Genomic DNA, 21,771 nt, shown 5'->3' with positions numbered 1-21,771 from the left:
ATCACCTGGCACGCTTATCCTGGTGATCCCCGCTGATGCTTGGAGCGCCATGGAGGAAGAAGAAAGACCGGCCCTCACCGAGCGTGAGCAGCAGATCATCGCGTTCGAGACCAAGTGGTGGAAGCACGCCGGCGCCAAGGAGCAGGCGATCCGGGACACCTTCGACCTCTCCTCGACCCGCTATTACCAGCTGCTCAACGGCCTGCTCGACAACCCCGCGGCGCTGGAGCACGACCCCGTGCTGATCGGCCGCCTGCGACGGCTGCGATCAGCACGGGCCCGGACCCGCCGGCGATAGCGCTCACGGCTGGTGTGTCTCGGCGTATGCCGCGAGCCACGCCACCTGATTCGGGTCGAGCGACGCCCGCACCCGTTTCCGGGCCGTCGCCACGTTCGCCGCGGTGACCGTGGACGCCTCCAGCGAGTCCCGCATCGCGGCCAGGGCCGACTCCCGGATCAGCGCGGCGCAGTCGGCCGCCGAGAACCCCTCCAGCTCCGCGCCGAGCTCGTCCAGGTCGACCGAGGCGTCCAGCGGCACCGCGCGGGCCGACGCCCGCAGGATCGCGGCCCGCGCCTCGCCGTCCGGCGGCGGCACGTAGACCAGGCGCTCCAGCCGCCCGGGCCGCAGCAGCGCCGGGTCGATCAGATCGGGCCGGTTGGTGGCGCCGATCACCACGACGTTGCGCAGGTCCTCCACCCCGTCCAGCTCGGTGAGCAGGGCCGCCACCACCCGGTCCGCGGTGCCGCCGTCGGTGGCCTGGCCGCGGGTCGGGGCGAGCGCGTCCACCTCGTCCAGGAAGACCAGCGTCGGAGCCGCCTCCCGGGCCCGGCGGAACAGCTCCCGCACCGCGCGCTCGCTGTCGCCGACCCACTTGCTGAGCAGCTCGGCGCCCTTCACCGACAGCACGTTCGCCTTGCCGGTCCCGGCGATCGCCTTCACCAGGTACGTCTTGCCGCAGCCGGGCGGGCCGTAGAGCAGCACGCCGCGCGGGGGAGAGACGCCGAGCCGGGCGAACGTGTCCGGATAGGTGAGCGGCCACAGCACCGACTCGGTGAGGGTCTGCTTCACCTCGGCCATGTCGCCGACGTCGTCCAGGGTCACCTCGGCGACCTCGAGCGTGGACTCGGCCATCGAGGTGGGCCGGACCACGTCGAGCGCCGCCTCGAAGTCGGCCATCGTGACGGTCGGCGCGTCCGGGCCGGTCCCGTTGCCGACGTGACGCAGGGCCGCGCGCACCCCGGCCTCCCGCGTCAGCGCGCCCAGGTCGGCGGCGACAAATCCGGGGGTACGGCCGGCCACGTCGTCCAGCCGCACGTCCTCCGCCAGCGGCATCCCGCGGGTGAGCGCGGCCAGCTGCTCCCGGCGCATCGCGGCGTCCGGCAGCGGGACGGTCAGCTGGACGGCGAGCAGGTCGGGCGCCCGCAGCACCGGGTCGACCGACTCCGGTTTGCTGGTCGTGCAGACCACCGCCGCGCCGGCCGCGACCGTCTCGGCGAGCACCTGGCGGAAGACCGTGGAGATCGGGCCGGGTTCCTCCCGCGGCGCCAGCGCCTCCACGTCCGAGATCAGCAGGACGGCCGGCGTCTTGCCGCGGACCTCCTGACTCAGCTCACGTAACCGGGCCGCCGCCGCGTTGTTGGTGAGCGCCGCGAGCTCGGGCGCCCAGACACCGCGTACCGAAGCTCCCACCGCGGCGCCCACGGCCTGGACCAGCGCGGACTTGCCGGACCCGGAGGGGCCGGAGATCAGCACGCCGAGCGTCACCTTGGTGCCCAGGCGGGCCAGCACCTCGCCGTGGTTGAAGCCCAGGTCGAGCAGTTCCTCCAGCTCCTTGGCCTGTGGCCGGAGACCGGGGAGGTCATCGAGGTTGGGCGCCTCGGTCGTCATCACCGGGACCGACTCCACCGACGGCCCGGCGGTGACCGGCCCGTCCTGCCACGCCACCACGGTGTCCATGGTGACGAGAGCGGCGTCCGGGCCGTCCAGCGACGTCACGGTCAGCAGGGTGCTGGTCCACGCGTACCCCACGCGGTTGGCGAGGCTGCGCCGCGCCGCCTCGACCAGGCCCCGGTCGCCGGCGCCCGGCAGGACGTCCTGCGGCAGCAGCGACACGTCGTCGCCGGCGCTGACCACCTTGCCGAGCAGGGCGAGCCGCAGCATCTCCGGGGAGACCACCGCGACGATCTCGGCCGGTCCGGTGAGCGTGACCCGGCGCGCCGCGACGACCGGGACCGGGGTTACGGTGACCTGGCCGCCGTCGCGGACACCGAGGTTGCCCAGGATCAGGTCGTCGGCGTAGAGCAGGGCCCGGCTCGACGTGCTCTCGGCGCGGGCCACGATGCCGGCCGTGGTGCGGGCGCCGGTCAGCCGGACCGGATCGCCGGGCCGCAGCGCGAGAGCTGCCATCACCTCCGGGTGCAGGCGGACGATGCCCCGCCGCGCGTCCAGGGCCGCCGACCGCAATGTCACAGTCAGCGTGAGATCATCAGCCACCGCGGATGCCTCCGAATTGATCGTTCGGGCTCTTGGACGTCCACGCTATCCGCCGCAGGCTCGGGAGGCCGTTGTTGAGGCTCGTACTGATCGCCGCGCTCGTCGCGCTGACCGTCACCGGATGCGGCGCGGACACGGAGAAGACACCTGCTCCGGCGGCTCCTGGCACGGGTGAAGGGCTCACCGCGAGCGGGTTCGGGCCGTACCGGATCGGTCAGACCCGGGACGAGCTGATCGGCGCCCAGCTGGTCGGCGCGCTGAAGACCGACGAGGCGGGCTGTGCCACCGGCACCGGCTCGGCGCTGCCGCAGAAGCCGAAGCTGCGGTTCGCGGACGGCCGGCTGGTCCAGATCGAGGTGACCGCGCCCGGCGCCGCCACCGACGCCGGCCTCGCGGTCGGTGCCGAGCTCGCCGACGTGACGGCGCGGTACCCCGACGGGAAGATCATCTTCGGTCGTCCGGGCGCCGCCTGGGAGGTCTCCGACGGCGCGAACGCGCTGCTCGTGAAGGTCACCGGTGACAACGTGACGGGCCTGGTCGGCGGGGTCGCCGCGAGCGTGGAGAAACGCCACCGCACCGATTCGGGATGCTGACCGGTTCACAGGTGTCGCACAGTCGGTTCCGGCTAGCGTGTGCGCCATGTCTGCCCTGACCGCCGGGTTGCGCAAGCTGCCCCGGCTCACCCGGCGCCGGGCGATCATCGCCGGGGTCGTGGTCGTGCTGCTCGCCGCCGCGACCGTCTGGCAGGTCCGCTCAAGAGCTGACGCCTGGGCCGCCGAGGATCTGCGCCTGACCGTGAACTCCGGGCCGTCCGGGAACGAGCCGGTCGACCTGGACGCCCGCTTCTACCTGCCCCGGGACCGCTCGGGGAAGGTGCCTGCCGTGCTGCTCGCGCACGGTTTCGGCGGCACCAAGAACTCGGTGAGCTCGGACGCCGAGAGCCTCGCCGCCCGTGGCTACGCGGTGCTCGCCTACACCGCCCGGGGCTTCGGCCGCAGCGGCGGCGAGATCCACCTGGACCACCCGGACTACGAGGTCAAGGACGCCCAGAGGCTGCTCGACTGGCTGGCGAAGCGTCCCGAGGTGCGCACCGACGCCGCCGGCGACCCGCGGGTCGGCGTGGTCGGCGGCTCCTACGGCGGCGCGCTCGCGCTGATGCTGGCCGGTCAGGACCAGCGGGTCGACGCGATCGTCCCGTCGATCACCTGGAACGACCTGAACACGTCGTTCCTGCCGCAGTCCGCCGACACCGGCGGGGTGGGCGTCTTCAAGAAGTCCTGGGCGGGCCTGTTCTTCGGCAACGGCTCGGCCACGCTGGACTCGGCCCTGCCGGCCTCGGACACGCAGAATGCGACCACGCCGGACTCCGCCACGCCGGACTCCGCCACGCCGGGGCGGCCGCAGACCGCCGACCCCGCCTGCGGCCGGTTCGCGGCCGACGTCTGCGCCGCCTACCTGCAGATGGCGACCACCGGCATCCCCGACGACGGAACCGTCGAGCTGCTCCGCAAGTCCAGCCCGGCAGCCACCCTCGACAAGATCAAGGCGCCGACGCTGCTGATCCAGGGTGCGGTCGACACGCTCTTCCCGCTCTCCGAGGCCGACGCGAACGCGCGCGGGATCGCCGCCACCGGCACCCCGGTCCGTGTCGCCTGGTTCACCGGCGGGCACGACGGCGGCGCCGGGCCGGCCTCCGACTCGGACCGGGTCAAGTACCTCACCGTGCAGTGGCTCGACCACTACCTGAACGGCGAGGGCGAGGCGCCCGGCGACGACTTCACCTGGTCGCGGGTGGCCGGCTTCAGCGCCCTCGATCGGGGACTCGTGACGAACGGGTACTCCGCGAAGGCGTACCCCTCAATGGGCGGAACCGGACGCACCGAGGTCTCGCTCACCGGATCGGCGCAGCCGATCGCCAACCCACCGAACGGCAACCCCGGCACCCTGAGCTCGCTGCCCGGCATCGGCGGACGGCTCACCTCGGTGCTCAGCGGTGGCATCGCGATGGACGTTCCCGGTCAGTTCGCCTCGTTCACCTCCGAACCGCTGGACGCCTCGATCGAGGTCGGCGGAGCCCCGCAGGTGCGACTGCGTGCCGCCTCGCCCACCGGTGCGGCCACGCTCTTCGTCAAGCTCTACGACGTCGACCAGAGCGGCGCGGCCACGCTCAGCGCCGGCCTCGTCGCGCCGGTCCGGCTCACCGGGCTGCCGGAGACCGTCGAGGACGCCCAGCCGGTCACCGTCACGATGCCGGCAATCGTGCGCCGGATCGAGGCCGGGCACACGCTGCGGGTCGCGGTCGCCACCTCCGACCAGGCGTTCCTCACCCCGGCGCAGCCGACCACCTACACGGTCGCGGCAGAGCCCACGCTCACCCTCCCGACGCTGACCGGCACGCCGATCGCCAACCCGGCGACCCTCTGGTGGTACGTGCTCGCCGGTGTCGTCGCCGCAGTCCTGCTCGGCCTCGTCGCCGTCCTGCTGATCCTCCGCAGCCGGCACCGCCGCAGGGAGACCACCGTCGACGCGCGGTACGCGGACACCCCGCTCGTGGTCGACGGGCTGCGCAAGGCGTACGGCGACGGTTTCGTGGCGGTCCAGGAGATCGGCTTCACCGTCGAGCGGGGCCAGGTCGTCGGCCTGCTCGGACCGAACGGCGCCGGCAAGACCACCACGCTGCGGGTCCTGATGGGCCTGACCACACCGACCGCCGGCGAGATCTTCGTGTTCGGGCACCGGCTGGTGCCGGGCGCGCCGATCCTGTCCCGGGTCGGCGCGCTGGTCGAGGGCCCCGGCTTCCTGCCGCACCTCACCGGCTATCAGAACCTCCGGGCGTACTGGCAGGCCACCGGCCGCCCGTGGGAGGACGCCCGCTTCGACGAGGCGCTGGAGATCGCCGGCCTGGGCGCGTCGGTGCACCGCCGGACCAAGAACTACAGCCACGGCATGCGCCAGCGTCTCGCCATCGCCCAGGCCATGCTCGGCCTGCCCGAACTGCTCGTGCTCGACGAGCCGACGGACGGCCTGGACCCGCCGCAGATCGCCGAGATGCGCCGCGTCCTGCAGCGGTACGCCACCGACGGCCGGGCCGTGCTCGTCTCCAGCCACCTGCTCGCCGAGGTGGAACAGACCTGCACCCACGCCGTCGTGGTCAACAAGGGCCGGATCGTCGCGTCCGGCCCGGTCGACGAGATCGTCGGCGACTCCCCGTCGGTGCAGCTCGACGTCTCCGATGTGCCGGGCGCGACACGGGTGCTGGAAGAGCTCGGCGTCCGCTCGGTCAAGGAGGAGGGCGCGTCCAGCCTGATCGTCGACATGAACGGGACACCCCGCTCGGAAATGGTCGCCTCGCTGGTGTCGGCCGGCATCGGGGTGGATCGGCTGGTGCCCCGGCGGCGGCTCGAAGACGCGTTCCTGGCCCTGGTGGGCGACAACTCGCGGGGAAGTGGGGACCGATGAGCACCGACTCCGCAGGCAGCGTGGTGGCCGCCGCCGGCTACCGGGCGTCACGCACACTGCCGATCTGGGCCGAGGTGCGCCGCCAGGCCTCCCGGCGCCGCACCCAGCTGGCACTCGGCTTCATGGTGCTCCTGCCGGTGATCATGCTGGTCGCGTTCGAGATCGGCGACCCCGGCCCGGAAGAGGACGGCGACGTCAGCGGCGCGTTCAGCAGCATCGCCGACCTGGCCACCTCGGGCGGGCTCAACTTCGCGCTGTTCGCGCTCGCCGTCTCCGCGGGATTCCTGCTGGTCGTGGTGGTGGCGCTGTTCTTCGGCGACACGGTGGCGTCCGAGGCGAGCTGGGGGAGCCTGCGCTATCTGCTGGCGATTCCGGTCCCGCGGGGGCGGCTGCTCGGGGTGAAGCTGATCGTCGCCGGGGCGTACTCGTTGCTGGCCCTGCTCACGCTCACCGGGACGGCCCTGCTGATCGGGACGCTGCGATACGGGTGGGGGCCCCTCGGGAGCACCATCGCCGCTGAGCTGCCGGCGTCCGAAGGATTGCTGCGGCTGCTGGCCGTGGTGGCCTATCTCGCCGTGGTGATGCTCGTGGTGGCAGGGCTGGCGTTCCTGCTGTCGGTGCTGACCGATGCGGCGTTGGGGGCGGTCGGGGGCGCTGTGATGCTGTGGATCCTCTCCAGCATCCTGGACCAGATCACTGCGCTCGGCGGGTTGCGGAACCTGCTGCCCACGCATTACGCCGATGCCTGGCGCGGGTTGCTGTCCAGCCCGGTGCAGACCGAGAATCTGGCGCAGGGGGCGATCTCGGCGGTGGTGTACGCGACGTTGTTCTGGGGGGTCGCGTTCTACCGATTCACCCGCAAGGACGTGACTTCCTAGAGGATCGATGCCGTAGCGGGGCGGTGGGTGCGGATCGCCGCATCGACCGGCCCGCGCAGTCGCGTAGCCCGGCCCGAGACCGTCCGCGGCACCAGCGGCGTAGATGAGGCTCCACGCAACGCCGCCGCCGCATCGACAAGGCCACACGCAACGCCTGCGGCGGGGGACCAGGTCACACGCAACGCCTGCGTGGCGATTCATCAACGCCAGGGCGGGGATGACAGCACACGAACCGTTTCCGTGCGACCTCATCACGGCCGGCGTGCACCTCCGTGCGCCGCAGCCCCCGCGACAGAGCCGCACCGTGAGCCGCCAACCCCGGGTGAGCCCATTGTGAGCCACCAACCCCGGGCGAGCCCCACCGTGAGCCGCCTGTCCCACGCCGCTCAACCTCAGTCGATCACGGGTGTGACCTGGCGGCACGAGCGACAGGTCCCGACGGATCATGATCACCGGACCGGACGGCCGGACCTGCCACTGAATATCAGCTAAGTGGCATTGCCCCGCCCGGGGCGATCCAGGCGAGTAGTGGCTGCCACGCGGGCAGGACCTGCCAAGGTCGCGGAGGAGCGTGCCGGAGGGAAGTCGCTCACACCTCGGGAACTCGTGGTGAAGATCGCGGACTCTCGTCGTAAGCTTCGGGAAACAACTGAATACCTCATCCAGAGGGGCAGAGGGAACGGCCCGTTGAAGCCCCGGCAACCACCGCGCGTGTCTCGATGACGAGGCCCACCCGCTCGGCAGGTGCTAATTCCGTCCCCGTTCCGGCAGGTCGCCGCGGGGAAAGATGAGAGGAAGGCCTCGATGACGTCTGCCGTCAGCGCACCCACTGCTACCCCCACCTCCCCCGCTCGCGGCCTCATCTGCCGCGCCTGCGCCGCGGAGTACCCGCTCGCCGCCCAGCACGCTTGTTACGAGTGTTTCGGCCCGCTCGAGGTCGCGTACGACGAGGCGGCTCTCGCGCGGGTGACCCGGGCCGAGATCGAGGCGGGCCCGCAGAACATCTGGCGCTACGCGGCGCTGCTCCCGGCCGGGCAGGACCCGGCCACCCGGGTGACCCTCGACCCCGGACTGACCCCGCTGGTCTCCGCCCCGGCGCTGGCCGCCGCGGTCGGCCTGACCGCGCCGCTGTGGGTGAAGGACGACTCGCAGAACCCGACGCACTCCTTCAAGGACCGGGTCGTCTCGGTGGCCCTGACCGCGGCCCAGGAGCTGGGCTTCAAGCGGTTCTCCTGCGCCTCGACCGGCAACCTGGCGAACTCGGTGGCGGCGCACGCGGCTCGCGCCGGTGTGCCGAGCATCGTGTTCATCCCGTCCGACTTGGAGCAGGGCAAGATCATCACCACCGCGGTGTACGGCGGTGACCTGGTCGCGATCGAGGGCTCGTACGACGACGTGAACCGTCTCTGCAGCGAGCTGGTGGAGACCGACGAGTTCGAGGACACCGCGTTCGTGAACGTGAACGTGCGCCCGTTCTACGCCGAGGGCTCCAAGACCCTGGGGTACGAGGTCGCCGAGCAGCTGGGCTGGCGTATCCCGGCGCAGGTGGTCGTCCCGATGGCGTCCGGCGAGCTGCTCACCAAGATTGACAAGGCGTTCAGCGAGCTGGTCGAGATCGGACTCGTGGAGGCGCCGGAGGGCGGCTGGACGGTGTTCGGCGCCCAGTCGGCCGGCTGCAACCCGATCGCCACGGCGCTGCACAACGACACCGACGTGATCACGCCGGTGAAGCCGACCGGCATCGCGAAGTCGCTGAACATCGGCGACCCGGCCGCCGGGCCGTACGCGATCGAGGCGGTCAAGCGCACCGGTGGCTGGATGGATTACGCCGACGACGAGGAGATCCGCGCCGGCATCCGGCTGCTCGCCGAGACCACCGGCATCTTCGCCGAGACGGCCGGTGGCACCACTGTGGCCGTACTGAAGAAGCTGGTGGAGGCCGGGAAGCTCGATCCGGCCAAGGAGACCGTCGTCTACAACACCGGCGAGGGCCTGAAGACTCTGGACGCGGTCGCGGGCCAGGTTGGACCGACGCACACCATCAAGCCGTCGCTGCGTGGCGCGCGCGAAGCCGGCCTGCTCGGATGAACCGAGGATGACGCTCAGTAACCGCATCTCTGCCGGTTGTTGAAAATCCCTCCTCGGAGGACTTGCGATCCGATCTCCGGATGGGCAGGATGCTCTACGCGGGAGGACGCGACGCCGTAAGCGGCCCCTCACCTGGACATTGGCGACAATCTCCGAGGGACCCAACGATCCAGCGCTGACCCACATGGCTTCGTGCCGGAGGCGCTGTGCGTCCGTCCTCCCGACCAAAATCGATCACGACCGGCGGAGAACCCGCTGGATCCAGGGCCGCAGCGGCTCGAACTCGGGATAGTTCCCGTCCGCGAGCCCGGCCCTCTTCTCGAAGTAGTTGCGCACCCCGAACGACGTGGTCAGCGTGATCGACCATCCGCAGGCGATCCAGTACGCCGGCCAGAAGAGCGGCCCGAGCACGGCGTACTGATCGGCGTGCCGGGTCTCGTGGGCCAGCAGGCGCTCGCGCCGGGGGTCCAGCAACCATTCAGCGGACCTCTTCGTGATGATCACTGAACCGATGGTGAAGCAGGAGGCCGGCGGTTTCCGGAACCGGTAACCCTCGGCGATCAGGATGCCGCCCGGGCCTCGTTTGATCGTGGAGCCGGTGAGTTTCGCGATCAGCAATCCCGCCGCGGTGGTGCCGTTCGCGGCGGTCAGCACGGTCCGGGCCCGCGGTCTCATCAGATCCGCCGGCGCATCTGCAGCTCGGTGAGCACCGGCACGGTGGGGTGCGGCAGGCGCACACCGGTGTCGGCGAAACCCAATTTCTGGTACGCCCGGACAGCGCGCTCGTTGCCGACCACCACCTCCAGCATCAGTTCGTTGCGGCCGCACGCCAGCGACCAGTCGGCCACCGCGTCGACGAGCTGCGCGAGCGCCTTGCCGCCCCGGTGCGCGGGGGTGATGTACACCGCGAAGACGACCGTGCAGTGCGGCTCGTCGGGCAGCACGGTTCCGCCGGCGTGTCCGATGAACGGCGCGCCGGGCGGCTCGGCGATGAACTGGGCCGTCTCGGACCCGGAGGAGGACTGCCGGATCCGGTGCCGGAAGCTCTCGTGCGGCCGGGCCGCGGCCTGGGCCAGGGTCTCCAGGAAGGCGAGCGGGCTGTCCGCGAGCATCTCCAGGCGCAGCGCTCGCATCCGTCCCGCGTCTTCTGGTGTGACCCGGCGTACGGTCCAGTTGTCCATGACGTCCTCCATACCCGCCGGCCCCCGCCCGGGCAACCCTGACCTGCGCTTTCAAGATCCTTATCGGATTACCGGTCCGGTACCGAGGTTTCGCGGGAAGATGGGTTTTCTTGCACTCGGTACCCGGGAGTGCTAAACAAGTCATTGGCACTCGCGCCCAGTGAGTGCCAACAGGTCGGGACGGTGGGGTTCCGGTCGCAGCGCTGCCATCGGCGCCGCGGCACGAAACCGGTCGTCGCGGGCTATCCGGCTCGGCCTGAGGACGTCACATCGCCAGGTGGTGACGTCCGCAGACTTCCTCAACGTGCGGAGAGCGGGGCCGACGAGGCCCGGCACCGCGGATGTCCGGGAGGACAACGCCGTATGGCCAAGATCATCGCATTCGACGAGGAGGCTCGTCGGGGCCTCGAGCGGGGCATGAACCAGCTCGCTGACGCGGTCAAGGTGACGCTCGGCCCCAAGGGTCGCAACGTCGTTCTCGAGAAGAAGTGGGGCGCCCCCACGATCACCAACGATGGTGTATCCATCGCCAAGGAGATCGAGCTCGAGGACTCGTACGAGAAGATCGGCGCTGAGCTGGTCAAGGAGGTCGCGAAGAAGACGGACGACGTCGCCGGTGACGGCACGACGACCGCGACCGTCCTCGCCCAGGCGCTGGTCCGTGAGGGCCTCCGCAACGTGGCCGCGGGCGCGAACCCGATGGCCCTGAAGCGGGGCATCGAGGCTGCTGTCGCCAGCGTCTCCGAGGGCCTGCAGCAGCTCGCCAAGGACGTGGAGACCAAGGAGCAGATCGCCTCCACCGCCTCCATCTCCGCCGGTGACTCCACGGTCGGCGAGATCATCGCCGAGGCCATGGACAAGGTCGGCAAGGAAGGCGTCATCACCGTCGAGGAGAGCAACACCTTCGGCCTCGAGCTCGAGCTCACCGAGGGTATGCGCTTCGACAAGGGCTACATCTCGGCCTACTTCATGACCGACGCCGAGCGGATGGAGGCCGTCTTCGACGACCCCTACATCCTCATCGCGAACAGCAAGATCTCCGCGGTCAAGGACCTGCTGCCGATCCTCGAGAAGGTCATGCAGTCCGGCAAGCCGCTGGTCATCATCGCCGAGGACGTCGAGGGCGAGGCCCTGGCCACCCTGGTCGTCAACAAGGTCCGTGGCACCTTCAAGTCGGTCGCCGTCAAGGCCCCCGGCTTCGGTGACCGCCGCAAGGCCATGCTGGAGGACATCGCCATCCTGACCGGTGGTGCCGTCATCAGCGAAGAGGTCGGCCTCAAGCTCGACGCCGCTGACCTGTCCCTGCTGGGCCAGGCCCGCAAGGTCGTCATCACCAAGGACGAGACCACCGTCGTGGACGGCGCCGGCAACGGCGAGCAGATCCAGGGCCGGGTCAACCAGATCCGCGCCGAGATCGAGCGTTCGGACTCCGACTACGACCGTGAGAAGCTGCAGGAGCGCCTGGCCAAGCTGGCCGGCGGCGTTGCGGTGATCAAGGTCGGCGCGGCCACCGAGGTCGAGCTCAAGGAGCGCAAGCACCGCATCGAGGACGCCGTTCGCAACGCGAAGGCGGCCGTCGAGGAGGGCATCGTCCCCGGTGGTGGCGTCGCGCTGGTTCAGGCCGGCAAGACCGCGTTCGACAAGCTGGACCTGGTCGGCGACGAGGCGACCGGTGCGAACATCGTCAAGGTCGCGCTCGACGCCCCGCTGCGTCAGATCGCCGTGAACGCCGGCCTCGAGGGTGGCGTCGTTGTGGAGAAGGTGCGCAACCTCTCCGCGGGTCACGGTCTGAACGCCGCGACCGGCGAGTACGTGGACCTGCTGGCCGCGGGCATCATCGACCCGGCCAAGGTCACCCGTTCGGCGCTGCAGAACGCCGCGTCGATCGCCGCGCTGTTCCTCACCACCGAGGCCGTCGTGGCCGACAAGCCCGAGAAGAACCCGGCTCCGGCCGGCGCCCCGGGCGGCGGTGACATGGACTTCTGAGTCCAGTCTTAGAAAAAGGGCGGTCCGCTTCGGCGGGCCGCCCTTTTCGCTGTCCGCAGGCGGGCGCGGGGGCGGTCGGGGCGGGTGCGAGAGCGGCGCGGGGGCGGTCCGGGCGGGGCGTGAGCGGCGCGGGGGCGGTCGGGGCGGATGCGAGCGCGGCGCGGGGCGGTCCGGGCGGGGCGTGAGCGGCGCGGGGGTGGGCTCAGCCGGCGTGCGGGCGGGGCCCGCGGGCGGGAGGCCTGCTCAGGATGTAGAGGCCGGTCCCGGTCAGGATGGCGGCCGTGCTGATCCGGGCCAGCGACATCAGGTCGTGGCCGGTGACCGGCAGGGGGTCAGCGGCCGCGACGACCCGGATGGTGATGGTGCCGGTCGCGGTGCCGCCCCGGTCGTCGCCGATCGTGTAGGTGAAGCTGTCGGTGCCGCTCGCGAACCCCGGCACAGGCGTGTAGACGATCGTGGCAGGGGACCGCCGGGCGACGGCCGGATCCGCCGCCACCGGCCTGGCCGCCGTGGTCAAGCCCGCCGTGGTCAAGCCCGTGGCGGCCAGGCCGGTGGCGGTGGCCGTGCCGTGGGCGGGCCGGCCCACGTCGATCAGGGAGATCGGATCCCCGTCCGGGTCGGAGTCGTTGCTCAGGGGCCGCACGGTGACCTTCTCCCCGGCGGTCACGGCCTCGATGTCCGGCCCGACGAGGGGAACCCGGTTGGCTGGACGCGGACTCGGGCTGGGACTGCCGGTCGGAGAAGCGCTGGGCACCGGCGAAATGCTGGGCGAGGGCCAGAGCGACGGGGACGGCGACGGCGACGGGGACGGGGACGGCGATGGGAATGGGGACGGGGGCGGGGACGGAACCGACGCGGCCGCCACCCGCACCTCGATCGTCGCGTGGGCCAGGTTCCCGTACTCGTCCACCACCGTGTACGTGAACGAGTCAGTCCCGCTGAAGCCCGGGTTCGGCGTGTACGTCACCGTCCCGTCCGCGTTCAGCACCACCGTGCCGTGCGCCGGTGTGCCCAGCCCGGTGACCGTGACCGGCCGCCCCTGCCGGTCCGTGCCGGGCAGCGTGATCCCGACCTTCTCGCCCGGCCCGGTCGCCGCCGACCTGTCCGGCACCACGGGCGGCGCACCCACCGTGACCGTGACGGACTGGGTCACCCGGGTCCCGGTGTCGTCCTCCGCGCTGTAGCGGAACGTGTCGGTGCCGCTGAACCCGTCCGCCGGGAGATAGCGGACCGTGGTCGTGGTGAACGAGGCACTGCCGTGCGACGGCTGGGTCACCGCGACGACGGTGAGGGTTCCGGCCGGGTCGGCGTCGTTGGCGAGCACCGGCACGACGGCCGCGGTCCGGTACCCGGTGGCCGCCCGGTCCGGGTTCGCGATCGCCTGCCCGTCGGTGACGGTCACGCCGACGGTGGCCGAGCCGAGCCCGCCCGCGCCGTCGCTGACCTGGTAGGTGAAGGTGTCCCGGCCGGTCCAGTTCCCGGTCGGGGCGTACCGGATCTGTCCGCCGGAGAGGGAGGCGACGCCGCGGCCGGGCGCGCCCACCGAGCTGATCGTCAGGGTCTGCCCGGTGTTGGCGTCGGTGTCGTTGCCGAGCACGTCGATCAGGATGCTGCGGCCGGTGAGCACGCCTGACTCGTCCGGACCCGCGATCGGCGGCGCGTTCTCGACCAGCACGGAGATGCTTCCGGTCGCGGTGTTGCCGGTGACGTCGCGTACGTCGTACCCGAAGGTGTCCGTCCCGGCGAATGCCGGGTCGGGCGCGTAGTCGACGGTGCCGGACCCGCTGATCGCGGCCGTGCCGTGCCCGGGCGTGCCCACCGCGACCACGGTCAGCGTCTCGGATTCCGGATCGAGGTCGTTGGCGGTCGCCGGGATGGTCACCGGCGTCCCGGAGGGCGTGGTCATCGCGTCGGCGACCGGCACCGGCGGCCCGTTGATCGTGATGGTCACCCGGCCGGTGTCGGTGCGCCCGAGGTCGTCGGTGATCACGTAGGTGAACGTGTCCTGGCCGGTGCTGCCGGGCGACGACCGGTAGGTGAGCGTGCCGCTCGCGGCCAGGACGACCGAGCCCTTGCCGGCCGGCCCGGCCGACGCGATGCTCAGTTCCTGCCCGGTGTTCGGGTCGTAGTCGTTGTCCAGGACGTCCAGCATCGTGGTGACCTGCGGATGTGCCAGGAACGAGTCGTCGATCGCCACGGGCGCGGCATTACGTACCGTGATGGTGATGACCGCCGAGGAGGCGAGCCGGTACGGGTCCTCGATCGCGTACCCGATGGTGTCGGTGCCGTAGAAGCCGGTATCCGGCGTGTACGTGTACGTCCCGTCGCCGTTGTCCGCCATCGTCCCGTGCGCCGCGGCGGTCATGCCGGAGAGCGTGAACACGTCCCCGTTCGGGTCGCTGTCGTTGGCGAGCGGGGCGACGGGCACCGGGGTGTTCGTGTCGGTGGTGACCGCGTCGGGCCGGGCGATCGGCGCCGAGTTGACCACACCGATCGTCACGACGGCGGAGGAGGACCCGGTGCCGTCACTCAGCGTGTATCCGAAGGCGTCGGCGCCGAGGTGCCCGGTGCCGGGGGCGTAGGTGATCCGGTTGCCCGGCCCGACCGATGCCGTGCCGAACGCGGCGGGCGAGGTGACGCTGATCGTGAGCGGGTCGCCGTTCGGGTCGCCGGTGTCGTTGGCCATCACGTCGATGGCGAGCGGCACGCCGGCCTGCACGGTGACCGCGTCGTCGACCGCCTGTGGCAGCCCGTTCTCCACGTCGATGGTGACGCGCGCGGTGTCGGTGCCGCCGTGGCCGTCGTCGACCGTGTAGTCGAAGTGGTCCGTGCCGGAGAAGCCGGCGTCGGGGGTGTACCTGACGATGCCGCCGGAGCGCATCACGGCCGTCCCGTCGGCCGGGTTCGTCACGCCGCTCACCCGGAGCGGGTCCGGCGGCAGGTTCGGGTCGATGGCGCCGGCCAGCACGTTGACGTCCCGGAACGTCCCGTACGGGGTGGTCACCGCGTGATCGAAGGCGTCCGGGGGGCCGTTCAGCACGGTCACCGTGACAGTGCCGGTGGAGGTGAGCCCGCCGCTGTCGCGCATCACGTACGCGAAGGCGACGGTCCCCGAGAAGCCGGCCGGCGGCTGGTAGCGGACCTGCGAGCCGGACGGGACGCCGGGCGGGTCCACTGAGACCAGCGTCTTGGTGTCACCCGCGTTGGGGTCGGTGTCGTTGCCCAGCACGTCGATCAGCACGTCGGTCTCGAACGGGGTGGTCTTCGCGTCGTCGGCGGCGGTCGGGGCCGCGTTCTCCACATCCACGTAGACGTCGCCGGTGTCCTGCCCGCCGTGGCTGTCCTCGACCGTGTAGGTGAAGTGCGCCCGGCCGCTGAACGAGATGTCCGGCGCGTAGGTGAGCACGTTGCCGAGCCGGGTGACGACGCCGGTCCCGGACGGCGGCTGGGTGAACGAGTCCAGGTGCAGCGTGTCGCCGAAGATCGTGTTCGGGTCGGTGTCGTTGGCCAGCACGGAGATCGGCACCGGGGTGGCCGGCGGGGCGTTGCGCTCGTCGTCGAAGGCCTGCGGCCTCGCGTTCGCCGTGGTCACCGTGACGGTGGCGGTGGCAGTGCCGCCGCCGCGGTCGTTCAGTTCGTACGTGAACACATCGGGACCGGTCCAGCCGTACACCGGGGTGTAGGCGATCGTGCCGTTCGACGCCACCGCTGCGGTGCCGTGCGCGGGCGCGGCGGTGATCGACACCAGCAGCGTGGAGACCGTGTCGTCCGGGTCGGTGTCGTTGGCGCGTACGTCGATCGAGACCGCCTGTCCGTTCGTGGTGCCCGCGGTGTCGGCCGTAGCGACCGGCGGCGAGTTGACCGAGAGCGACGCGGAACCGGTGTTGTTGCCGCTCACGGTGTCTCGCCCGGCGCCGGAGGCGGTCACCGTGGCGACCGCGTCCGCCGCGGCGGAGGAGCCGGCCGTCGCCGGGACGCTGACGCTTGCCTGGTGCCCGGCGAGTACCGGGCCGAGCTGGCAGGTGACCACCTGTCCGGCTGCCGTGCACCCGGCGGGCAGCGCACCGACGGTCAGCCCGGCCGGCAGGGTGAGCTGGGCCCGGGCGGCCGGCTCCAGGTTCGGGCCGGCGTTCGTCACGGTCGCGGTGTAGGTCACCGGGGCCGGCGTCGAGGCACGCTGGACGTACGCCGGTACGACGGCGAGCGCGCCGACCAGGTCGCTGTCCGGCTGGAGCACCGGGGCGGCCGACGTGCCGCCCGCCCCGGCCACCGCCACGCTGGTGGTGCGGCCGGTGTAGCTGACGTTCACCAGGTTGCTGATCGCGTATCCGGCCGGGGTGTTCAGATCGACCCTGACCCGGAACCTGACATACGTGCTCCCCTGGTACGGGATGCTGCCGAGCGTGAACACGGCCGTGCCGCCACTGACCCGCCCACCGTCGGTGTCGGCCGCGTCGGTCACCGCCGCGGTCCCGATCCGCGCCGACGCCGGGACGTACGTGGTGTAGACCGGCATGGAGTCGGCAAGCGTGACCCCGTCGGCGATGTCCCGGCCGTCGTTGCGGGCCTCGATCCGGTATTCGATCTCGTCGCCGGGCACCAGCGTGCCGGCGTTCAGGTCGGTCGCCGTCTTGGTGGTGACGATCTTGGGTGCGTACAGGTCGATGGCGATCGTGATGACGCCCGGGTAGTACGTCTCGCTGGAGGTGCTGATCCGCAGGGTGGCGCTGGTCGCCGCGTTGGCGAGGATGCCTGACGCGTTGAACTGGTCCATGTCGACGCCGAACAGGTTGCGATAGCCCGGATCACGGCCGCCGAGGATCGCGCCGCCCTCGCTGGCCGTGCTGTTGAAGACGTTGTTCGCCGGGTTCACCCCGTCGCTCAGCGCCTGCCCGTTCAGTTGCAGGCCGTCGCCGGTCTTGCCCAGGTCACCCTCGTAGGCGACCGCGCCCACCTCGGCCTGCACCGGACCGCTGTGCGGCGCCTCGAAGCCGGTCACCGGGATGGTCGTGCTGCCCGAGTCGATCAGTCCGAACCCGTCGTAGACGCGCAGGCTGCGCAGATCCTCGGCCGGGTTCGCGTACGCGATCACCAGGGTCCAGCCGGCGTACGTGCCCTTGCCCCGGCCCGCCTGGATGTTGGCGACCGAGTACACCCCGTTGCCGACGCCCGCGACAAGCGCCGTCACGTCGGCGAAGCTCTGGTAGACGGGTTCGGGCGTGGTGGTCTCGTAGGTGTCGGACGCGGTGATCGGGTTCCAGGCGGCCGCCGCGGGCGTGCGGAACAGCACCTTCTTCCGGTCCGCGATCGACGGCGCGTCCGCGCCGAGCAGGGCGCCGAGGGAGCTGCCCGCGTACGGGTCGGCGCCCCAGTAGAGACCCGCGAAGAGCACCGTGCTGCCGGCCGGCATGTCGACCGTGGCCGCGCTGTCGTTGAACGTCGCCGGGTCGCCGTCCGCATCGGTGAAGACCATCGGATAGCCGTTGTTGTTGAGGTCCTCGTTCAGCGTCGACCCGGTGCCGTTGCGGGCCGCCGAGCAGGCCTGTGTGAGCAGGTGCACCGGGCAGGTCAGGTTCGCGTTGCCGCGCAGCATGATCGAGCCGTTCGCATTCACGTCGAACCGGGTGGTGAACGGCGTCGTGATGGCGGCCGCGACCCTGACCGGCAGCGTCGCCAGCATCACAGCCAGGACGAGGAACAGGATCCCGGCGCTCCGTCCGCGCACGCCCTCACGGTAGGTACGCGCGCCGCCAGCCGTACGGAAATGCCTTTTTTCGTCAGCATGGGGTACACCCGGGGGCGCTAACCTGGGACAGGTGCGTGATCCCTCGGTATCCCGGAACTCGGCCGGTCGTCTCTCTCCCATCCGGCGCACGGCCGACCTGCGCCGGTTGCGGAACGAACAGTTCGACGTCCTGGTGATCGGCGGCGGCGTGACGGGCGCCGGCGCCGCGGTGGACGCGGCCTCCCGGGGGCTCAAGGTGGCCCTGGTGGAGGCCCGTGACTTCGCGGCCGGCACGTCCAGCCGCTCCAGCAAACTCATTCACGGCGGCCTGCGGTACCTGGAGCAGCTCGAGCTGCACCTGGTGCACGAGGCGCTGACCGAGCGCGGCCTGCTCGCCACCCGGCTCGCGCCGCATCTGGTGCGTCCGGTTCCGATCATGGTGCCGCTGCCCGCGGCGAACATCGCCCAGCGCGCCTGGCAGCGGGGTTACTACGGTCTCGGCGTCGCGGCGTACGACGTGTTCGCCGGCGTCTTCGGCGCCGGCCGCGGCATGCCGCTGCACCGGCACCTGTCCCGCGACGGCGCCCGGCACATCTTCCCCAGCCTGCGGGCCGACAAGATCAGCGGCGCGATCCGCTACTTCGACGGCCAGGTCGACGACGCCCGCCTCGTGGTCAACCTGGCACGGACCGCGGCGAGTCTCGGCGCCGCGGTGGTCACCAGCGCCCGGGTCACCGGCTTCGTGCGCGAGGCCCGCCAGGTCGTCGGCGTCCGGGTCCGTGACCTGGAGACCCCGGGATCAGAGACCTTCGAGGTACGGGCGAAGACGGTGGTCGCCGCGACGGGTGTGTGGAGCGACGACATGTCGCAGATGCTCCGTGACGTCGGCCTGCGGCCCGGTCTGAAGGTCCGCGCGTCGAAAGGCGTGCACCTCGTGGTCCCCCGCTCGGCGATCACCGGCGAGGCCGGGCTGATCCTGCGGACCGCCACCAGCGTGCTCTTCGTGATCCCGTGGGGCGGCCACTGGATCATCGGCACCACGGACACCGACTGGCAACTGGACCGGTCGCACCCGGCGGCCTCGGCGCGCGACATCAGGTACCTGCTCGACCAGGTCAACACGGTGCTGGACCGGCCGCTCACCACCGACGACATCGAGGGCGTCTACGCCGGCCTGCGCCCGCTGCTCTCCGGCGAGGCCGACTCGACGTCGAAACTCTCCCGTGAGCACGCCGTGGTCGAGCCGATGCTCGGCCTGCTCCTGGTCGCCGGCGGCAAGTACACGACGTACCGGGTGATGGCCGCCGACGTGATCGACCGCGCTGTCCGCCGGCTGGGTGGCCCGGCGCAGCCGTCCCGCACCGACCAGCTGCCGCTGCTCGGCGCGGACGGGTACGCGGCGGCCTGGCGCGACCGGCAGGACCTGGCCCGGCGGCACGGCGTCACCACCGGGGTGGTCGAGCATCTGCTGGAGAGGTACGGGACGCTCACCGTCCACCTGCTGGCGATGATGGCCGCCGACCCGCAGCTGGCGGTCCCGCTGGCCGGCGCCCCGGAGTACCTCGCGGCCGAGGTGGCGTACGCGGCTCTCGCCGAGGGCGCCCTGCACCTCGACGACGTGCTCACCCGGCGTACCCGGATCTCCTTCGAGACACCGCACCGCGGCACCGAGTCGGCCGAGCACACCGCGCAGATCATGGGTGACGCGCTGGGCTGGGACGCCACCGTGCGGCAGAAGGAGATCGAGCACTACCTGGCCCGGGTGACCGCCGAACGGCAGTCGCAGACGATGCCCGACGACGCGACCGCCGACGCCGCCCGGCTCGGGGTGCCGGACGTGCGGGGGCTGGCCGCGGACCGCCGGGTCGAGCTGCTCGAGATCGATCTTTGATCCTCGTCGACGAACCGCTCTGGCCAGGTCGCGGCGTCCTCTGGTCGCACCTGGTCAGCGACGTCTCGTTCGAAGAGCTGCACGTCTTCGCGGAGATGCTGGGCTCGCCCCGGCGGGCCTTCGACCGGGACCACTACGACATCCCGGAGTACCGGTTCTCCAGCGCCCTCTGGCTGGGCGCGACGCTGCTGCCGTCCCGCGATCTGGCCGCAAGGCTCCGGACGGCGGGATTACGCCGCCCGAAGCATCTGGCCCCTAAGCGAGTTCCGCCAGCTCGGCGGTGAGGTTGGCCTGGGCGCGCTCCTCCCACTCGGCGCGGATCTCGGAGTGGCGGTAGATCGAGGGCAGTTTCAGCAGCTCGGTCAGCACCCGGGTCCGCCCGGCCCGGAACGCGTCGTCCGGCACGTGCGCGTACTCCCGGCGGATCGCGCTGGTGTACTGCTCGTACCGCTCGGTGTCGGCGGCGAGGATCGACAGGTCGGCGTCGCAGAGCAGCTCGCCGTCCGGGTCGTCGTCCTCGGTGGCGTGCCCGGCGGTCAGCCCGACCAGCCGGGCCACCTCGGCCGCCACCTCGTCCGGCGCGCCCAGGCTCAGCAGCAGCCCTTCGGCGAACTCGGCGCTGTCCCGCTCGTTGGCGTCGCCGAGCGCCCGCGGGTCGTAGACGGCGTCGTGCAGCCAGGCCGCGAGGCGTACCCGGTCCGGGTTCGGCGCCAGGTGCTCGAACCGGTCCACCACGTCCAGGACGGCGGCGAGATGCGTCACGTCGTGGTAGTGGCGTTGCGGCTCGGCCCAGCGGCCCAGCAGGTAATTCGCGGCGGCGTCCAGGTCGGTGTCGCTCGTGGTGGCGCCGGCGCCCCGCGCCGCCGTCCGGAAACGATCGGGCAAAGATGTCACACCCGCATCCTGGCACGTAGGTTGAACTCATGATCGCCGCTCTGGCCCGCGGGCGGGCGGGCCTGATGCTCGCGCTGCAGTCGGGTCTCGCGGCCGGCCTCGCCTGGTTCGTCGCCCACGACCTCTTCGGCCGGCCGATGCCGTTCTTCGCCCCGATCGCCGCGGTGATCACGCTGGGCTCGTCGGTGGGGCAGCGGCTGCGGCGCACCTCGGAGCTGGTGATCGGTGTCGCGGTCGGGATCGGCCTCGGCGACGGGATCATCCTGCTGATCGGAACCGGACCGATTCAGATCGGCGTGATCGTCCTGCTGGCCGTGCTGCTCGCCACCGCGGTCGGCGGCGGGGCACCGCTGATCGTCCAATCCGCCTCCTCGGCCGTGCTGGTCGCCACCCTCACCTCGACCAGCGGTCAACCGTGGACGCGCTTCCTGGACGCTCTCGTGGGCGGCGGAATCGGTCTTGCGGTGATGAGCGTGCTGCTGCCGCTGAATCCGCTCACGGTGGTCTCCCGGGCCGCCGATCCGGCCCTGCGCGCCTTCACCGCCGGACTGCACGACGTTGCGCGCGGGCTCACCGCCGGGGACCCGGCGGTGGTGCAGGGCGCGCTGGAACGCCTGCGGGCCGCGGAGGGGACGTTCGCGGCATTCCGTACGGCGATCGACGCCGCCCGGGAGAACGTGGCGTTCGCGCCGGCCCGGTGGCGTTCGCGGGGCGCCCTGGCCCAGTACGTGGAGGGCGCGGACCAGCTCACCTACGCGCTGCGCAACGTCCGCGTGATGGTTCGCCGGGCGCAGACCGCGCTGAACGACCAGGAGCCGGTGCCGGACGTGCTGCCGGCCTCGATCCAGCACCTGGGTGACGCGGTGGACCTGCTCCGGCAGGAGTGGGACCGCGGGGTCGAGCCGCTGGCCACCCGGGAACGCGCGCTGCGGGCGGTGGCCGAGTCGGGCCGCGCCTACGCCGAGGGCGTCGGGTACTCCGGCGGCGTGGTGGTGGCGCAGGTCCGTACCGCGGTGGCTGACCTGCTGCGGGCCACCGGCATCGAGTACGCGGAGGCGACCCGGCTGGTCCGTGACGCGATCGGCTGGCGTGGCCGTCCGCACGGCGCTCGTAAGCGGCAGATCCGGCCGCGGCAGTCCTGACCGCTCCTCGGGCACGCTCGTCGCGACATCGGT

General features: G+C 71.7%; 13 protein-coding genes, 1 pseudogene and 1 riboswitch. Of the genes and pseudogenes, 9 read left to right on the top strand and 5 right to left on the bottom strand.

Annotation, left to right across the window (positions count from 1 at the left end):
- Window positions 1-73: 73 nt before the first annotated feature.
- Window positions 74-298, top strand: a pseudogene (locus AMIS_RS38065) (DUF3263 domain-containing protein); the annotation flags it as partial.
- A 3-nt stretch (window positions 299-301) separates the two neighbouring features.
- Here AMIS_RS38065 and AMIS_RS38060 read toward each other — a convergent pair.
- Window positions 302-2,494, bottom strand: a complete 2,193-nt coding sequence (locus AMIS_RS38060; RefSeq protein ID WP_014447816.1) for an AAA family ATPase — start codon at window positions 2,492-2,494, stop codon at window positions 302-304.
- A gap of 74 nt (window positions 2,495-2,568) precedes the next feature.
- Between AMIS_RS38060 and AMIS_RS38055 the strand changes: the two genes are divergently transcribed.
- The 4 genes from AMIS_RS38055 to thrC all read left to right on the top strand — a co-directional run bounded on the left by AMIS_RS38055 (window position 2,569) and on the right by thrC (window position 8,919).
- Window positions 2,569-3,087 (top strand): hypothetical protein, encoded by a 519-nt coding sequence (locus AMIS_RS38055; protein WP_014447815.1) that lies wholly within the window; start codon window positions 2,569-2,571, stop codon window positions 3,085-3,087.
- Window positions 3,088-3,133: 46 nt separating this feature from the next.
- Complete coding sequence (locus tag AMIS_RS38050; protein WP_041830322.1) at window positions 3,134-5,953, top strand: alpha/beta fold hydrolase; 2,820 nt, start codon at window positions 3,134-3,136, stop codon at window positions 5,951-5,953.
- Window positions 5,950-6,831 carry an ABC transporter permease gene (locus tag AMIS_RS38045; RefSeq protein WP_014447813.1) on the top strand — a complete coding sequence of 294 codons (882 nt, stop codon included), beginning with the start codon at window positions 5,950-5,952 and terminating at the stop codon, window positions 6,829-6,831. Before AMIS_RS38050 ends, AMIS_RS38045 begins: the two co-directional genes overlap by 4 nt.
- Window positions 6,832-7,486: 655 nt before the next feature.
- Window positions 7,487-7,625, top strand: a riboswitch (SAM riboswitch).
- A 10-nt stretch (window positions 7,626-7,635) separates the two neighbouring features.
- Window positions 7,636-8,919, top strand: coding sequence for a threonine synthase (thrC, locus tag AMIS_RS38040; RefSeq protein ID WP_014447812.1), 1,284 nt, complete (start codon window positions 7,636-7,638; stop codon window positions 8,917-8,919).
- 234 nt (window positions 8,920-9,153) lie between these two features.
- On the opposite strand, the gene AMIS_RS38035 is transcribed toward thrC, so the two are convergent.
- Window positions 9,154-9,594, bottom strand: a complete 441-nt coding sequence (locus AMIS_RS38035) for a hypothetical protein (RefSeq protein ID WP_014447811.1) — start codon at window positions 9,592-9,594, stop codon at window positions 9,154-9,156.
- On the bottom strand, window positions 9,594-10,100 hold the full coding sequence (locus AMIS_RS38030; RefSeq protein WP_157435202.1) for a GNAT family N-acetyltransferase: 507 nt from the start codon (window positions 10,098-10,100) through the stop codon (window positions 9,594-9,596). The genes AMIS_RS38035 and AMIS_RS38030 overlap by 1 nt, the downstream gene beginning before the upstream one ends.
- 363 nt (window positions 10,101-10,463) lie before the next feature.
- Here AMIS_RS38030 and groL point away from each other — a divergent pair, with 363 nt between their 5' ends.
- Window positions 10,464-12,086, top strand: a complete 1,623-nt coding sequence (groL, locus tag AMIS_RS38025) for a chaperonin GroEL (protein ID WP_014447809.1) — start codon at window positions 10,464-10,466, stop codon at window positions 12,084-12,086.
- A 202-nt stretch (window positions 12,087-12,288) separates the two neighbouring features.
- On the opposite strand, the gene AMIS_RS38020 is transcribed toward groL, so the two are convergent.
- Window positions 12,289-17,811: an Ig-like domain-containing protein gene (locus tag AMIS_RS38020; RefSeq protein ID WP_014447808.1), complete on the bottom strand. Its 5,523-nt coding sequence runs from the start codon at window positions 17,809-17,811 to the stop codon at window positions 12,289-12,291.
- Between the two features lie 91 nt (window positions 17,812-17,902).
- Between AMIS_RS38020 and AMIS_RS38015 the strand changes: the two genes are divergently transcribed.
- Window positions 17,903-19,702 carry a glycerol-3-phosphate dehydrogenase/oxidase gene (locus tag AMIS_RS38015; RefSeq protein WP_041830321.1) on the top strand — a complete coding sequence of 600 codons (1,800 nt, stop codon included), beginning with the start codon at window positions 17,903-17,905 and terminating at the stop codon, window positions 19,700-19,702.
- Window positions 19,699-19,986 carry a DUF4031 domain-containing protein gene (locus tag AMIS_RS38010; RefSeq protein WP_014447806.1) on the top strand — a complete coding sequence of 96 codons (288 nt, stop codon included), beginning with the start codon at window positions 19,699-19,701 and terminating at the stop codon, window positions 19,984-19,986. The genes AMIS_RS38015 and AMIS_RS38010 overlap by 4 nt, the downstream gene beginning before the upstream one ends.
- On the opposite strand, the gene AMIS_RS38005 is transcribed toward AMIS_RS38010, so the two are convergent.
- Complete coding sequence (locus tag AMIS_RS38005; protein ID WP_041830320.1) at window positions 19,958-20,596, bottom strand: HD domain-containing protein; 639 nt, start codon at window positions 20,594-20,596, stop codon at window positions 19,958-19,960. The genes AMIS_RS38010 and AMIS_RS38005 overlap by 29 nt on opposite strands.
- 29 nt (window positions 20,597-20,625) lie before the next feature.
- Between AMIS_RS38005 and AMIS_RS38000 the strand changes: the two genes are divergently transcribed.
- Complete coding sequence (locus AMIS_RS38000; protein ID WP_014447804.1) at window positions 20,626-21,738, top strand: FUSC family protein; 1,113 nt, start codon at window positions 20,626-20,628, stop codon at window positions 21,736-21,738.
- Window positions 21,739-21,771: the final 33 nt, after the last annotated feature.

The sequence above is a fragment of the Actinoplanes missouriensis 431 genome, from assembly GCF_000284295.1.
Taxonomy (GTDB): Bacteria; Actinomycetota; Actinomycetes; order Mycobacteriales; family Micromonosporaceae; genus Actinoplanes; species Actinoplanes missouriensis.
This window is presented reverse-complemented; position numbering and strand designations above follow the sequence as displayed.

Coding starts and splice junctions, on each gene's coding strand:
- AMIS_RS38050 (WP_041830322.1), top strand. CDS start 3,134: ATGTCTGCCCTGACCGCCGGGTTGCGCAAGCTGCCCCGGCTCACCCGG.
- AMIS_RS38045 (WP_014447813.1), top strand. CDS start 5,950: ATGAGCACCGACTCCGCAGGCAGCGTGGTGGCCGCCGCCGGCTACCGG.
- thrC (WP_014447812.1), top strand. CDS start 7,636: ATGACGTCTGCCGTCAGCGCACCCACTGCTACCCCCACCTCCCCCGCT.
- AMIS_RS38035 (WP_014447811.1), bottom strand. CDS start 9,594: ATGAGACCGCGGGCCCGGACCGTGCTGACCGCCGCGAACGGCACCACC.
- AMIS_RS38030 (WP_157435202.1), bottom strand. CDS start 10,100: ATGGACAACTGGACCGTACGCCGGGTCACACCAGAAGACGCGGGACGG.
- groL (WP_014447809.1), top strand. CDS start 10,464: ATGGCCAAGATCATCGCATTCGACGAGGAGGCTCGTCGGGGCCTCGAG.
- AMIS_RS38000 (WP_014447804.1), top strand. CDS start 20,626: ATGATCGCCGCTCTGGCCCGCGGGCGGGCGGGCCTGATGCTCGCGCTG.